Origin of the sequence: Klebsiella sp. ME-303 (assembly GCF_007910085.1) — a bacterium.
GTDB lineage: Bacteria > Pseudomonadota > Gammaproteobacteria > Enterobacterales > Enterobacteriaceae > Klebsiella > Klebsiella michiganensis.
Genome location: NZ_VOJB01000069.1, coordinates 72,921 through 86,906 on the forward strand (window position 1 = coordinate 72,921; position 13,986 = coordinate 86,906).

15 protein-coding genes and 1 riboswitch are annotated in these 13,986 nt (G+C 56.9%); of the genes, 8 read left to right on the forward strand and 7 right to left on the reverse strand.

Annotation, left to right across the window (positions count from 1 at the left end; genetic code table 11):
- Positions 1-201: 201 nt before the first annotated feature.
- Positions 202-2,217, forward strand: a complete 2,016-nt coding sequence (uvrB, locus tag FQK12_RS10115; protein WP_014228489.1) for an excinuclease ABC subunit UvrB — start codon at positions 202-204, stop codon at positions 2,215-2,217.
- A gap of 314 nt (positions 2,218-2,531) precedes the next feature.
- On the opposite strand, the gene pmrB is transcribed toward uvrB, so the two are convergent.
- The 4 genes from pmrB to yvcK all read right to left on the reverse strand — a co-directional run bounded on the left by pmrB (position 2,532) and on the right by yvcK (position 6,961).
- Positions 2,532-3,629 (reverse strand): two-component system sensor histidine kinase PmrB, encoded by a 1,098-nt coding sequence (gene pmrB / locus FQK12_RS10125; protein ID WP_014228490.1) that lies wholly within the window; start codon positions 3,627-3,629, stop codon positions 2,532-2,534.
- A 4-nt stretch (positions 3,630-3,633) separates the two neighbouring features.
- Positions 3,634-4,305: a two-component system response regulator PmrA gene (gene pmrA, locus FQK12_RS10130; protein WP_004849045.1), complete on the reverse strand. Its 672-nt coding sequence runs from the start codon at positions 4,303-4,305 to the stop codon at positions 3,634-3,636.
- Entirely contained in the window at positions 4,302-5,945 is a 1,644-nt protein-coding gene (gene eptA, locus FQK12_RS10135; protein WP_014228491.1) for a phosphoethanolamine transferase EptA, read from the reverse strand. The genes pmrA and eptA overlap by 4 nt, the downstream gene beginning before the upstream one ends.
- A gap of 110 nt (positions 5,946-6,055) precedes the next feature.
- Positions 6,056-6,961, reverse strand: coding sequence for a uridine diphosphate-N-acetylglucosamine-binding protein YvcK (gene yvcK, locus FQK12_RS10140; RefSeq protein ID WP_014228492.1), 906 nt, complete (start codon positions 6,959-6,961; stop codon positions 6,056-6,058).
- Positions 6,962-7,170: 209 nt separating this feature from the next.
- Positions 7,171-7,309, forward strand: a riboswitch (molybdenum cofactor riboswitch).
- On the opposite strand from yvcK, the gene moaA reads away from it, so the two are divergent.
- The 6 genes from moaA (at position 7,297) to FQK12_RS10170 (ending at position 10,756) form a co-directional block, all read left to right on the forward strand.
- Positions 7,297-8,286, forward strand: a complete 990-nt coding sequence (moaA, locus tag FQK12_RS10145; protein WP_014228493.1) for a GTP 3',8-cyclase MoaA — start codon at positions 7,297-7,299, stop codon at positions 8,284-8,286. Its footprint overlaps the riboswitch before it by 13 nt.
- A gap of 21 nt (positions 8,287-8,307) precedes the next feature.
- A complete protein-coding gene (gene moaB / locus FQK12_RS10150) occupies positions 8,308-8,820 on the forward strand; it encodes a molybdenum cofactor biosynthesis protein B (protein WP_009653795.1) in 513 nt (170 codons plus the stop codon).
- 3 nt (positions 8,821-8,823) lie between these two features.
- A complete protein-coding gene (moaC, locus tag FQK12_RS10155; protein WP_014228494.1) occupies positions 8,824-9,312 on the forward strand; it encodes a cyclic pyranopterin monophosphate synthase MoaC in 489 nt (162 codons plus the stop codon).
- A complete protein-coding gene (moaD, locus tag FQK12_RS10160; protein ID WP_146295709.1) occupies positions 9,305-9,553 on the forward strand; it encodes a molybdopterin synthase sulfur carrier subunit in 249 nt (82 codons plus the stop codon). Before moaC ends, moaD begins: the two co-directional genes overlap by 8 nt.
- Before the next feature lies 1 nt (position 9,554).
- The gene (moaE, locus tag FQK12_RS10165; protein ID WP_004849058.1) at positions 9,555-10,007 is read left to right on the forward strand and encodes a molybdopterin synthase catalytic subunit MoaE; all 453 of its coding nucleotides are present in this window, start codon (positions 9,555-9,557) and stop codon (positions 10,005-10,007) included.
- Positions 10,008-10,051: 44 nt separating this feature from the next.
- Entirely contained in the window at positions 10,052-10,756 is a 705-nt protein-coding gene (locus FQK12_RS10170) for a Bax inhibitor-1 family protein (RefSeq protein WP_004849060.1), read from the forward strand.
- Between the two features lie 70 nt (positions 10,757-10,826).
- Here FQK12_RS10170 and FQK12_RS10175 read toward each other — a convergent pair whose 3' ends face one another.
- The 3 genes from FQK12_RS10175 to FQK12_RS10185 are packed head-to-tail and all read right to left on the reverse strand — an operon-like array spanning position 10,827 to position 13,782.
- Positions 10,827-11,792, reverse strand: a complete 966-nt coding sequence (locus FQK12_RS10175; protein WP_014228496.1) for a YbhN family protein — start codon at positions 11,790-11,792, stop codon at positions 10,827-10,829.
- Positions 11,792-13,036, reverse strand: a complete 1,245-nt coding sequence (clsB, locus tag FQK12_RS10180) for a cardiolipin synthase ClsB (RefSeq protein ID WP_014228497.1) — start codon at positions 13,034-13,036, stop codon at positions 11,792-11,794. Before clsB ends, FQK12_RS10175 begins: the two co-directional genes overlap by 1 nt.
- Positions 13,033-13,782: an endonuclease/exonuclease/phosphatase family protein gene (locus FQK12_RS10185; protein WP_014228498.1), complete on the reverse strand. Its 750-nt coding sequence runs from the start codon at positions 13,780-13,782 to the stop codon at positions 13,033-13,035. Before FQK12_RS10185 ends, clsB begins: the two co-directional genes overlap by 4 nt.
- 143 nt (positions 13,783-13,925) lie before the next feature.
- Between FQK12_RS10185 and FQK12_RS27620 the strand changes: the two genes are divergently transcribed.
- Positions 13,926-13,986: YbhQ family protein (locus FQK12_RS27620; protein WP_409996463.1), on the forward strand; the 61-nt coding region annotated here is incomplete at its 3' end.

Genomic DNA, 13,986 nt, shown 5'->3' on the forward strand with positions numbered 1-13,986 from the left:
CTTTTTGGGGATAACCCTGAAGCGTGGTCGATTATCCCGTAAAGCGGTTTTTATTCGTCCATGTTGGCGGTAAAAAGCGCTATTTAGTCCGACTACGATAATACGGCACTGTTTTTATATCCAGTATTTTTTATTGGCAAAAGCTGAGCCGGCGAGTAGAATTAAACACCTGCCGTTCAACCCTTCTTCAGGTTCTGATTGATGAGTAAACCGTTCAAGCTGCATTCTGCTTTCCGTCCCTCCGGCGATCAGCCGGAAGCCATTCGTCGCCTGGAAGAGGGGCTGGAAGATGGCCTGGCGCATCAAACCCTGCTCGGGGTCACCGGCTCAGGTAAAACGTTTACCATCGCCAACGTCATTGCTGACCTGCAGCGTCCGACGATGGTGCTGGCGCCAAACAAAACCCTGGCGGCGCAGCTATACGGCGAAATGAAAGAGTTCTTCCCGGAGAACGCGGTGGAGTATTTCGTCTCGTACTACGACTACTACCAGCCGGAAGCCTACGTGCCAAGCTCGGACACCTTCATCGAGAAAGATGCGTCGGTGAACGAACATATTGAACAGATGCGTCTGTCGGCGACCAAAGCGCTGCTGGAGCGTCGCGACGTGGTGGTGGTGGCCTCGGTCTCCGCTATCTACGGTCTGGGCGATCCGGATCTGTATCTGAAAATGATGCTGCATCTGACGGTCGGCATGATTATCGACCAGCGCGCTATTTTGCGCCGCCTGGCCGAGCTGCAGTATACCCGCAACGATCAGGCCTTCCAGCGCGGTACCTTCCGCGTGCGCGGCGAGGTGATTGATATCTTCCCGGCGGAGTCTGACGATATCGCGCTGCGCGTTGAGCTGTTCGATGAGGAAGTTGAGCGCCTGTCGCTGTTCGATCCGCTGACCGGTCATATTGAGTCGACGATCCCGCGCTTCACCGTTTATCCCAAAACCCACTACGTCACCCCGCGCGAGCGTATCGTCCAGGCGATGGAAGAGATTAAAGTTGAACTGTCGGAGCGGCGTAAGCGATTGCTGGAGAACAACAAGCTGCTGGAAGAGCAGCGTCTGAGCCAGCGTACGCAGTTCGACCTCGAAATGATGAACGAGCTGGGCTACTGCTCGGGGATTGAAAACTACTCGCGCTATCTGTCGGGCCGCGGGCCGGGCGAACCGCCGCCGACGCTGTTTGACTACCTGCCGGCCGATGGTCTGCTGGTCATCGATGAGTCCCACGTCACGATCCCGCAGATCGGCGGTATGTACCGCGGGGACCGGGCGCGCAAAGAGACGCTGGTGGAGTACGGTTTCCGCCTGCCGTCGGCGCTCGATAACCGTCCGCTCAAGTTTGAAGAGTTTGAGGCCCTGGCGCCGCAAACCATCTATGTTTCGGCGACGCCGGGAGCCTATGAGCTGGATAAATCCGGCGACGAGGTGGTGGACCAGGTCGTCCGTCCTACGGGGCTGCTGGATCCGGTCATCGAAGTGCGTCCGGTAGGCACCCAGGTCGACGATCTGCTCTCGGAAATTCGCATCCGCACCGCGATCAACGAGCGCGTGCTGGTCACGACGCTGACCAAACGCATGGCGGAAGATTTAACCGAATATCTGGAAGAGCACGGCGAGCGGGTGCGCTACCTACACTCGGACATCGACACCGTGGAGCGCATGGAGATTATCCGCGACCTGCGCCTCGGCGAGTTTGACGTGCTGGTGGGGATCAACCTGCTGCGTGAAGGTTTGGATATGCCGGAAGTTTCGCTGGTGGCGATCCTGGATGCCGATAAAGAAGGCTTCCTGCGCTCTGAACGCTCGCTGATTCAGACCATTGGCCGCGCGGCGCGAAATATCAACGGCAAAGCGATTCTCTACGGCGATAAAATTACCCCGTCGATGGCGAAAGCGATCGGGGAAACCGAGCGCCGCCGCGAGAAGCAGCAGGCGTACAACGAAGAGCACGGTATCGTTCCGCAGGGTCTGAATAAGAAAGTGGTCGATATTCTGGCCCTCGGTCAGAATATCGCGAAAACCAAAACCAAGGGGCGCGGCAAGTCTCGCTCACCGGTTGAGGCGGATGTCGTCGCGCTAACGCCGAAGGCGCTCCAGCAGAAGATTCACGAGCTGGAAGGGCAGATGATGCAGCACGCGCAGAACCTGGAGTTCGAAGAGGCGGCGCAAATTCGCGACCAGCTTCACCAGCTGCGCGAGCTGTTTATCGCCGCTTCGTAGCGGCGTTGCCAGCTAAATATCGCCCGGGCCTTACCGGGTCTTCGGGCGATGGACGGAATGTGTTTTTCGTAGGCCGGGTAAGACGCCAGCCGCCACCCGACAGAAAAGCGGGCACATGAGCCAAAACGAGGTGGCCAGAACGCTTTGGTTATTTGTTGCCCCTCTGTCGCGATTTTCCGTGATGCTTAATGTTGGCTTAATCTTGTTTGGCGAAACTATCCTCACTTTACTGAGGATAGCGCCATGCAAAAATTAACCTTCCGCGAATACCTGGCAGTCACCTGCGCGTTTGTTATCGTCGTTGCCTTTTTCCATCAGTGGGTGCTGACGTTCTGACGCGAAGCTTTAGGGAAGAGTACCCAGGCGCGAACGCCGGGCCCGGGCTGTCGGTTATGTAAAAAGAACTGCGCGTCGTGCAGCTGAGCGATGCGGGTGACGATGCTTAACCCGAGACCAATACCGCCATAGCGGCTGTCCATGCGGACGAACGCTTTGCTTAACTCACCGCTTTTAGCCTCATCAATTCCCGGTCCTTCATCCTCAACGGCCAGAATGGGCGTTGGGCCAGGCGCTATCGACACTTTAATCGTCGACCCCGTCGGGCTATAACGATGCGCGTTTTCGACCAGGTTACGTAAAATAACCTGCACCAGCGTAGCGTCGCCCGACACGATTGCCTCTCCATCCTTAACGTTGATCGCCAGCGTCTGCTGGCGCTGCTGCAGCATTGTCTCAAGCTCGCTCTGCAGCGGTTCGATTACATCCTCTTTCAGCGCAACCTGCTGATAGCTTCCGGCGGAGAATGACTGGCCAACGCGCGCCAGCTGAAGCAGCTGGGTAATGCTATTGGTCATTTGATCGAGACGCTGAATTAGCGGGTCCACGCTAACGCCATGCACTTTCGCCAGAAGCTCCAGGTGCAGACGCAGTCCGGCCAGCGGCGTGCGCAGCTCATGGGCGACATCGGCGGTAAACAGACGCTCGCGATCGAGGGTTAAATTCAGGCGGGACACCAGCTGATTAATCGCGGTGGTCACCGCGGTGACTTCAGGAACCGATTCCTTCAGCGTGATAGGCTGCAGGTTGTCCGGGGTGCGACTTTCCAGCTCGAGCTGCAGTCTGGAAAGCGGCTTTGTGATTTTTTTCACCGCCAGCAGGGAGATATACAGCGCCAGGCCGATAATCAGCAGGCTTGGGATCAGCAGGCTGGCTACCGCTTCGCGAACCTCATGCTCTATATGCTTCTGATTGTTATGCCCTTCAATGGCGCTGGCGACCAGCAGCTGAATCTGCTCCTGACTTTCATGCCACAGCCAGAACACGCTGATGAGCTGACAAACGGCCAGAATAGCGCCAATTGTCAGCAGCAGCCGATGACGCATAGTCCAGTTTTCACTGACAAAAAAAGCCATAGCGTTATTCGGTCTCCGCGTTATCAACCAGCATATAGCCAAAGCCCCGGACGGTGCGGATGCGTGATTTGCCGACTTTATCGCGCAGATTATGGATATGCACCTCCAGCGTATTGGTGGCCGGTTCGTTGTCCCAGCTGTAAATGTCGTTGTAGAGAATTTCGCGATGCACCGGGCTGCCCGCTTTCATCATCAGGCGTGAAAGCAGAGCGTACTCTTTGGGCGTTAAATCCAGGGACTGCTCGCCGAGCCAGACCAGCCGCCGGGTGACGTTCAGGCGCAGATTGCCGACGGACAGTTCGTTATCGCCCTGATTATTGTGACGACGCAGCAGGGCGCGAATGCGCGCGTTCAGCTCTTCCAGCGCAAACGGCTTAACCAGGTAGTCATCCGCGCCGGTATCCAGGCCGCTGATGCGGTCATCAACGGTATCGCGGGCGGTGAGGATCAGCACCGGCTGGCTGAACTTCTCCCGTCGCATGCGCGCCAGGAAGTGCAGACCGTCTTCATCCGGCAGGCCGAGGTCGAGAACCACCAGGCTGTAGTGGTTGCTGGCCAGAGAGAGGGCGGCTTCGTGGGCGGTTGATACGCCGTCGCAAACGTAGCCTTCGCTTTGCATCGCCAGAATTAACCCTTGTAACAGGAGCGCATCGTCTTCAATGACTAAAATTTTCATCGGCCTGCCTCTCTACATGGCGTTAAAATATCGTCTGTTGCCTGGTACTCGCGGGTGCTGACCCCGAGCAGACCGAGCAGGGTGGAGAAAAGATTATCCTGCGAATACGCTTGCGTTTTCGCTTTTTGCTGCAAACACTGGCTGGACACGCCATAGCGCTGTTGATAATCCGCTGACAGCCACAGCAGCATCGGGACGTGTTTTTGCGTCTCCGGGGCGATGGACCACGGTAGCCCGTGTAAATACACCCCATCCTCGCCAAGCGACTCGCCGTGATCCGAGAGATACACCAGGCTGGTGGTAAATTTATCCTGCTTTGACTGCAGTAATTTTATCGCTTTGTCGACCACATAATCGACATACAAAATCGTATTATCGTAGGTATTGGTGAGCTGCTGCTGGGTGCAGCTCTGAATCTCGTTGGTGTCGCAGGTGGGCGTAAACTGTTTAAACTGCGCCGGATAACGATTGTAGTAGGTTGGGCCGTGGCTGCCGATAGTGTGCAGCACGATAATCCCGTCCTGCTGCAGATTATCGATATAGTTCTCCAGGTTATGGAACAGCACCTCATCGTAGCATTCTCCGTCGATGCACTGGCCGCTAAGCTTGAGATCGGTGACGTTCTGGTGCGGTACCCGGTCGCAGGCTCCTTTACAGCCGCCGTCGTTATCATTCCACTGAACCTGAATTCCCGCGCGCTGCAGGATATCCAGCACGCCTTCCTGATGGTGCGCCAGCTCTTCATCATAGTGGGCCCGCGGCATATTAGAGAACATGCACGGTACAGAAACCGCGGTCGCGGTGCCGCAGGACGTGGTGTCGGGGAAATAGATGACATTATCCTGTTTCAGGCGCGGGTTGGTCTCGCGGGCGTAGCCGTTCAGGGAAAAGTTTGCCGCCCTTGAGGTTTCGCCTAACACCACGATAGTCAGGTTTTTCCGCGGTCCGCTGCGCATCTCCGGCTTCTGAACCGCGTCTTCGCCAATTTTGACCAGCGGAAGATTATCCATCCTGTTATGCGCATACCAGGAGTTCACGGCCACAATGCTGTTTGACGGGCTCAGGGACTTAACCAGCTCTTTGTTATTGCGAAACAGCGAGGCGTAATCTTTATAGAAAAATGCCGCGACCAGAATAATCAGCAGCGCTGAAACCACGATGCTCAACAGCCTTACCGCCACGCTGCGCCACAGGGTTGCCGGTTTGCGGATTTTAACCCACCAGGCCACGACCACCGCCAGGATGCCGGAGAGTCCCAGGATCAGGACCATTTTTCCGGAGAGTAGCGCAAAGCTTTCGGCGGGAGTGGTATCGAGAATATTGGTGATCATCGCCCGATCGATAATCACGCCAAAGGTCCAGATAAAATACTGGGCCGAGGCGCTAAGCAGAATAAACAGGCTGATAACGAGGCGGTCAAGCTTAAGAAATGACGCTAGCGTGGTGATGATATTCATCACGCTGATAGCCACTATCGGCATACTGAGGAACACCAGCCAGTTATGCAGGCCGTTGACCGGCAGCAGGGTAAACGCCTGGCGATAGAAAGCAATGTTCAGCGCCAGGCCAATATAGCAGGCGAACAGAATCAAATAGACCGTACGGTTAAGCATTGGCCGACGTAAAGAAAATAACGACATAGCGAAGTCCACATAAAGAGATGTTCGCTATGCTGCCCGTTTTTTTTTAAGACAACCTTAAGATTTTAAGCCTGCCTGTTTTTGTCGCGAGGATAAGGCCGCGTTGAGGATTAGCCTAAGGCCTGAATCGCTTTATCCAGCGCGCGGCGCAACAGCTGGCGATCGTGACGATAGGGCACATCGCTGGCGTCCAGAGGCGTCTGAATGACGACCCGATCCTTAACCCCTGCGATATCGGCTTTCGGGCCGACAACCAGCGCGTCAATCACCCGTTTACCAATCTGCTGCTCCATAATGGCGACCCTGTCCGCCAGCGTCAGGCTGGCTGCCGGGCTATGCTCTTTGCCGAGGTTATCGATAAACACCATTGGCGCGGGCGTGCGGCGCAGCGCCTTCGCCATCTCATCAAGCAGCAGAATCGGCATCAGGCTGGTATAGAAGCTGCCGGGGCCAATCAGGATTAAATCGGCTTCGGCGATGGCTTCTATCGCTTCACGAGTGGTGGGCACCGGCGGGGAGAGCATAAGCTCGCGCGGCACGCTGGCAAGCTGATCGATATTCACTTCACCGTAAACTTCGTGCCCTTCATGGTCGATGGCCATAAGATCGACCGGTTGTTCCGACATCGGGATCAGAAACGCGTCGACCTTAAGAAGATTCCTGATCAAATTGATCGCTTCAAGCGGGCGCACGCTCAGGTGATCCAGCGCCTTAAGCATCAAATTGCCGAGGTTATGCCCGGAAAGCTCGCCGTTGCCGCTAAAACGGTACTCAAACATCGCCGAGGCCACGCTGGGTTCGGCGATGAGCTGATTAATACAGTTGCGCATATCGCCCCAGGCGATGCCGCCTTCCGCGCGACGAATGCGCCCCGTAGAGCCGCCGTTATCGGTCGTGGTGACGATGCCGGTGAGGCGTGAACCGAGCGAAGAGAGGGATGACATTACCCGGCCCAGCCCGTGCCCGCCGCCGAGTGCCACCACGCGATCCAGATCGGCGAAAGTGCGATTGCGCATAAAAATCCCTTATAACCATTTATCGGGCTCACAGTAACCGATCTACCCCTAAAAGACGATGGGCTGAATCTGACAAACTGACCGACATCAATGCAAAAGCGTGGTTTTTAGCTATTCTGTAGCGAAAATACGCGATCGTATCGATATATACATGATTATATAACGAAACTGGAAATGGCATAACCGTTATTAAAGCGCTACTATTCGGCGTAACCCACTAACACTCTAGCCTCTGTGCCTGTGTCGAAAGATATGGTGCTTTGGCCGTGACAACTTCGGTTGCCACCAGGGCGCGAAAAGAAATGACCGCGTCTCCCGTATTTGGAAAGGTGTCTATGGCTTCACAGCTTACCGATGCATTTGCGCGGAAGTTTTACTATCTGCGTTTATCAATTACCGACGTATGCAACTTTCGTTGCACCTACTGTCTCCCCGATGGCTATAAGCCCGGCGCCGTCACCAATAAAGGCTTTCTCAGCGTTGATGAAGTTCGCCGCGTGACGCGCGCGTTCTCCGCCCTGGGGACGGAAAAGGTGCGCCTGACCGGCGGCGAACCCTCGCTGCGTCGCGATTTTACCGACATCATCGCCGCGGTGCGGGAAAACCCTTCTATTCGCCAGATTGCGGTCACCACCAACGGCTACCGGCTGGCGCGCGACGTTGAAAGCTGGCGCGATGCCGGGCTGACGGCGATTAACGTCAGCGTGGACAGCCTCGATGCGCGTCAGTTTCACGCCATCACCGGCCAGGACAAGTTTCATCAGGTGATGGACGGCATCGATGCCGCATTTGCCGCTGGCTTCGAAAAAGTGAAGGTCAATACCGTGCTGATGCGCGACGTTAACCATCACCAGCTCGACACTTTTCTGGCGTGGATCCAGCCGCGCCGCATTCAGCTGCGTTTTATTGAATTGATGGAAACCGGCGAAGGCAGCGATCTGTTCCGCCGCCATCATATCTCGGGCATGGTGCTGCGCGATGAGCTGCTGCGTCGCGGCTGGATCCATCAGATCCGCCAGCGTAGCGACGGCCCGGCGCAGGTGTTTTGCCATCCGGATTATGCCGGGGAAATCGGTCTGATTATGCCCTATGAAAAAGACTTCTGCGCCACCTGTAACCGTCTGCGCGTCTCTTCCGTGGGTAAATTGCACCTGTGCCTGTTTGGCGAAGGCGGCGTCGATCTGCGCGATCTGCTCGCCGATGAGCGGCAGCAGCCGGCGCTGGAGGCGCGCATATCCGAGGCGTTAACGCATAAAAAACAGACCCATTTCCTGCATCAGGGCAACACCGGTATTACCCAGAACCTGTCCTATATTGGCGGATAATTCATTTTAAGGAGCGATCAGATGAGCCAGGCAAGCGCTGAGTTTATCCCGACCCGTATTGCTATTCTCACCGTCTCCAGCCGACGTGGCGAAGAAGACGACACCTCCGGACACTGGCTGCGCGACGCGGCTGAGGAGGCGGGGCACGTCATCGTCGATAAGGCGATTGTGAAAGAGAACCGCTACGCCATTCGCGCCCAGGTGTCGGCGTGGATTGCCGGCGATGAGGTGCAGGTGGTGCTGATTACCGGCGGCACCGGTTTTACCGACGGCGACCAGGCGCCGGAAGCGCTGCTGCCGCTGTTTGACCGCGAAGTGGAAGGTTTCGGCGAGGTGTTCCGCATGCTCTCCTTCGAAGAGATCGGTACCTCGACCCTGCAGTCCCGCGCCGTTGCCGGGGTGGCGAACCGCACGCTGATTTTTGCGATGCCCGGCTCAACCAAAGCCTGTCGTACCGCATGGGACAATATTATTGCGCCGCAGCTCGATGCGCGCACGCGCCCGTGCAACTTTATCTCTCATCTTAAGAAGTAATTTATGACGCAGTTGACCCATATTAACGCCGCCGGCGAAGCGCACATGGTCGATGTCTCAGGGAAAGCGGAGACGGTTCGCGAAGCGCGCGCCGAGGCCTATGTTGAAATGCAGGCCACGACGCTGGCGATGATTATCGACGGTAGCCATCACAAAGGCGATGTCTTTGCCACCGCGCGCATTGCCGGGATCCAGGCGGCAAAACGCACCTGGGAGCTGATTCCGCTTTGCCATCCGCTGATGCTGAGCAAAGTCGAAGTCAATCTGCAGGCGCAGCCCGAGCATAACCGGGTGCGTATCGAATCCCTGTGCCGTCTGACCGGGAAAACCGGCGTTGAGATGGAAGCCCTGACCGCCGCTTCCGTCGCCGCGCTGACGATTTACGATATGTGCAAAGCGGTGCAGAAAGATATGGTGATAGGTCCGGTGCGCCTGCTGGCGAAAAGCGGCGGCAAGTCCGGCGATTTCAGAGTGGAAGATAGCCATGATTAAGGTTCTTTTTTTTGCCCAGGTGCGCGAACTGCTCGGCACCGACTCCCTGAAGCTCAATCCGCAAGGCCTGACCACGGTTGAAGCCGTTCGCCAGCAGCTGATCGCCCGCGGCGACCGCTGGGCGCTGGCGCTGGAGGAGGGCAAGCTGCTGGCGGCGGTAAACCAGACGCTGACGACGTTTGATCACCCGCTGGCGGCCGGTGATGAAGTGGCGTTTTTCCCGCCGGTTACCGGGGGATAACATGACGCAGACGCGTATTATAGTCAGCCATGACCGCTTTAAGGTCGGCGACGAATACCCCTGGCTGGCCGAGCGCGATGAAGACGGCGCGGTAGTGACGTTTACCGGCAAGGTCCGCAACCACAACCTTGGCGACAGCGTCAAAGCGCTGACCCTCGAACATTATCCGGGGATGACGGAAAAGTCGCTGGCGGAGATTGTGGAACAGGCGCGCGAGCGCTGGCCGCTGGGCCGGGTGACGGTGATTCACCGTATCGGCGAGATGTGGCCCGGGGAGGAGATTGTCTTTGTCGGCGTCACCAGCGCCCACCGCGGTAGCGCGTTTGCGGCGGGGGAGTTTATTATGGATTACCTGAAGACCCGCGCGCCGTTCTGGAAGCGGGAGGCGACGCCGGAAGGCGAGCGCTGGGTCGATGCGCGAGATAGCGACCGTGAAGCGGCAGAACGCTGGTAGTGTGGTACGCTTAGAAGATAAATTTCGTTAATCAGGAGACAGTCATGGATAGATATCCTCGTTCCGGGGCGATCGTACAGGGTCGCAGCGGACTTCAAACTTATATGGCGCAGGTGTACGGCTGGATGACGGTCGGGCTGCTGCTCACGGCGTTTATCGCGTGGTTTGCGGCCAACACCCCTGCGGTGATGATGTTTGTCTTTTCCAGCAAAATAACCTTTTTCGGCCTGATCATCGCCCAGCTGGGGCTGGTATTCGTGCTCTCCGGCATGGTGCAGCGGCTGAGCGCGGGAATGGCGACCACCCTGTTTATGCTCTATTCGGCGCTAACCGGGCTCACCTTATCCAGTATATTCCTCGTCTATACCTACTCATCGATCGCCAGTACCTTCGTGGTGGCAGGCGGGATGTTTGGCGTGATGAGCCTTTACGGCTATACCACTAAACGCGACCTGAGCGGCTTCGGCAATATGCTGTTTATGGCGCTTATCGGTATCCTGCTGGCGTCGCTGGTTAACTTCTGGCTGAAGAGCGAAGCGCTGATGTGGGCGGTGACCTACATCGGGGTGATCGTCTTCGTCGGCCTGACCGCCTATGACACCCAGAAGCTGAAAAACATCGGCGAGCAGATTGACGTTCGCGATGCGTCAACGCTGCGCAAATACTCGATTCTTGGGGCGCTGACGCTGTATCTGGACTTTATCAACCTGTTCCTGATGCTGCTGCGCATTTTCGGCAACCGTCGTTAACTCGTTCCCGGATCTCAGGCGGTGGTAAACCTGTAGCCCCGGTCAGCATCAGCGACCGGGGCTTTTTTGACTACTCGCCCGCCAGCTTGCGCTGGTTTTTCTCCCGCAGATGCTTCGCCCGGCTCTCCAGAATCAGGTAGCCGATGGTCGCCAGCAGCAGCGGCAGGAAGTAGTACAGGGCGCGATAGGCAAGCAGGGCGGCAATAATCGCGCCGCGCGAAATCTCTTCCCCGGAAAGCATGGCGATAAATACCGCCTCAAGCACGCCAATGCCTGCCGGAATATGCACGATAACCCCCGCAATGCTGCTGACCAGCAGCACGCCGAGCACGAGAAAATAGTCCACCTGCGGGCCCAGCAGCAGCCAGATAATCGCCCCCATCGCCATCCAGTTCAGGCTGGAAACCGCCATCTGCAATATCGCGAAGCGCCAGGACGGCAGCACCAGCCGCTGGCCTTTTATCGTCAGATGGCGCTTTTTAGCAAAGGCACAGGCCCACAGGTAAAACGCGGAAATCAGCAGTAAAACGACGCCCAGAATTTGCAGCGACGACTGGCTGATATACCAGCGCTCGGGCACCTTCACCATGCCGGAGCTAAAAATAATGCCGCCGAGCAGAATATAGCCCAGCCAGTTGGTGGTAATGCTCAGGGAGAAGATACGGGTAATGGTTGCGCCGCTCAGGCCGAGGCGCGAGTAGAGCCGATAGCGCATACCAATCCCACCCACCCAGGTGCTGAGCGTCAGGTTAAAGGCGTAGCAGATAAACGACACCAGCATCACCTGGCGTTTCGCCAGCTTGTGGCCGCAGTAAGCGCGCCCCAGCAGGTCGTAGCAGCCATAGATCAGGTAGCTGGCGATAACCAACCCGATGGCGCTGAGCAGCGCCGTACGGTTGTAATCGCGAATGACCTTCCACACGTCCTGCCAGTCGATTTTTTGCGCGTAGACCACCAGCAGAACGACGACGGCGATAAAAAAGAGCACCGTCAGGATTTTTTTCGCCATCTGCCAGCGAGGGTGAGATTTCGCCATCAGGATTTCACCTCCTGGTTTTCCGGGTCCACGCGGTCCTGGGTTTCTATTTCTGGCTGTACCGGGGGCTGAACCCGCGACAGCAGCGGCGTATGGGCCGGTAGCCATCCGACCCAGGCAGGGAAGTGGCGCAGGAAGTGGAACGCCAGCACGCTAATGCCGAGCCGCCACCATGTTCGTTTCGACAAAATGCGCTTATCGACCTCGCGGCAGTCGTTAAGGATTAAGCCATTGAGATTATCGCGCAGCGTCTGGTTAAACTCGCGGTCGTGAATCACCAGGTTGGCTTCCAGATTCAGCGACAGGCTCAGGGGGTCGAGGTTGCTGGAGCCCACCGTGGCCCAGTGATCGTCCGCCAGCGCCACTTTGCCGTGCAGCGGACGGCGGCGATATTCGAAAATCTGCACGCCGCCTTTTACCAGATAGTGGTAGAGCAGGCGCGCGCCGAATTTGACAATCGGAATATCCGGCTCACCCTGAACGATGAGCTTAACGCGCACGCCGCGGCGGGCAGCGTTGCGCATAGCGTGCAGCAGCCGATAGCCTGGGAAAAAGTAGGCGTTAGCGATAATCACTTCCCGGCGGGCGCTGGTCAGCATCTTCAGATAGTGACGCTCAATATCATCGCGATGATCCTGATTATCCCGCCAGATAAACAGCGCCTGCGCCTCGCCGGGGTTGCGGTTGATTTCAGGCTTATGCCGACGCCGCTGCCACCAGCGTCGGGTCGCTTCGCTGGTGGGGAGGTTTTCGAGTTCAAATTGCAGAATATCGATCACCACCGGCCCTTCGACCTGTACGGCGTAATCCTGTTTGGCCTCCGGACCGTAATCGGTCATGTGCTCGGCGGAGTAGTTAATGCCGCCGACAAAGGCGGTAACGTCGTCGATCACCACGATTTTGCGATGCATACGGCGAAATAAATTAGTGCGCATGCCGAGCAGGCGCGGGCGCGGATCGTAATAGCGAAAAATCACGCCAGCCGACGTCAGCTCGCCCACAAAGCTTTCGCTTAAATCCGGCGAGCCGTAGCCGTCCAGTAAGACCTCGACGCGCACGCCGCGCTGGGCCGCTTTTAACAGAACGGCATGGAGCTGTTTGCCGACGTCATCTTCAAACCAGATAAAAGACTCAAGGATCACCCGCTGCTGCGCTCGGCCGATGGCGGCAAACAGCGCCGGATAATAGTTATCGCCATTTTCTAATAGCCGAATGCGGTTTCCTTCCTGCCAGCTGCATTTCACAGATGTATCTCCACGCTAAGCGGTGCATGATCGGACAGATGACGCCACTGTTTTAACGCCAGCGCTCTGGGCTGGCTGGCGTGGGCGTTTTTTACGTAGATGCGGTCAAGTCGCAGCAGCGGAAAGCTGACCGGGAAAGTGCGCGCCGGGCGCCCTCTGGCGCGGGTAAAAATCTCCTCCAGCCCGGCCTGGGCTTTAAGCTGGCGGTTCGCCTGCTGCCGCCAGTCGTTAAAATCACCGGCTACCACCACCGGTTCGCCCGCGGGTAAACCGTTCACCCAGTCCGCCAGCATCGTCAGCTGGGCCTGGCGTTGATGAGCGCGCAGTCCCAGGTGTACGCAGAATAAATGGATAGCGATGCCGCTTTCCGGCGGGACGATGCGGCAGTAGAGCAGGCCGCGCTTTTCGCTGTTGCCGACCGAAACATCGAGATTTTGATAATGTTCAATGGGAAAGCGGGAGAGGACCGCGTTACCGTGATGCCCTTCCGGGTAAACGGCGTTGCGGCCGTAGGCGTAATCGCTCCACATGGTATCGGCCAGAAACTCATAGTGGGTGGTATCCGGCCAGTTTTCGATATGCAGCGGATGAATTTCGTGCGCCCCCATCACCTCCTGCAGGCAAACAATGTCGGCGCTGACGCTGCGCACCGCTTCGCGTAATTCGGGCAAAATAAAGCGGCGATTGAACGCAGTAAACCCTTTATGGGTGTTAATTGTCAGCACGTTTAACGAAAATCGCGGCATTTGTTTGTCCTTATTTCTCTGGGCAATGTCACTTTCCTGTAGGAAATAGTGTAGTAGAGGTCACAAAAAGATGCGGTGATACGGAATTTTCCGTAAAGTGCGGTACTCTGAGTAGCAGAGAAAAATCCTTCAGGAGAGAAGCCATGAAGTGGCAACAACGTGTACGCGTCGCAACGGGTCTTAGTTGCTGGCAGATTATGTTGC

Excerpts from the sequence above, each read along its gene's own strand:
- uvrB (WP_014228489.1), top strand. The coding sequence starts at position 202 with ATGAGTAAACCGTTCAAGCTGCATTCTGCTTTCCGTCCCTCCGGCGAT.
- pmrB (WP_014228490.1), bottom strand. The coding sequence starts at position 3,629 with ATGGCTTTTTTTGTCAGTGAAAACTGGACTATGCGTCATCGGCTGCTG.
- pmrA (WP_004849045.1), bottom strand. The coding sequence starts at position 4,305 with ATGAAAATTTTAGTCATTGAAGACGATGCGCTCCTGTTACAAGGGTTA.
- eptA (WP_014228491.1), bottom strand. The coding sequence starts at position 5,945 with ATGTCGTTATTTTCTTTACGTCGGCCAATGCTTAACCGTACGGTCTAT.
- yvcK (WP_014228492.1), bottom strand. The coding sequence starts at position 6,961 with ATGCGCAATCGCACTTTCGCCGATCTGGATCGCGTGGTGGCACTCGGC.
- moaA (WP_014228493.1), top strand. The coding sequence starts at position 7,297 with ATGGCTTCACAGCTTACCGATGCATTTGCGCGGAAGTTTTACTATCTG.
- moaB (WP_009653795.1), top strand. The coding sequence starts at position 8,308 with ATGAGCCAGGCAAGCGCTGAGTTTATCCCGACCCGTATTGCTATTCTC.
- moaC (WP_014228494.1), top strand. The coding sequence starts at position 8,824 with ATGACGCAGTTGACCCATATTAACGCCGCCGGCGAAGCGCACATGGTC.
- moaD (WP_146295709.1), top strand. The coding sequence starts at position 9,305 with ATGATTAAGGTTCTTTTTTTTGCCCAGGTGCGCGAACTGCTCGGCACC.
- moaE (WP_004849058.1), top strand. The coding sequence starts at position 9,555 with ATGACGCAGACGCGTATTATAGTCAGCCATGACCGCTTTAAGGTCGGC.
- FQK12_RS10170 (WP_004849060.1), top strand. The coding sequence starts at position 10,052 with ATGGATAGATATCCTCGTTCCGGGGCGATCGTACAGGGTCGCAGCGGA.
- FQK12_RS10175 (WP_014228496.1), bottom strand. The coding sequence starts at position 11,792 with ATGGCGAAATCTCACCCTCGCTGGCAGATGGCGAAAAAAATCCTGACG.
- FQK12_RS10185 (WP_014228498.1), bottom strand. The coding sequence starts at position 13,782 with ATGCCGCGATTTTCGTTAAACGTGCTGACAATTAACACCCATAAAGGG.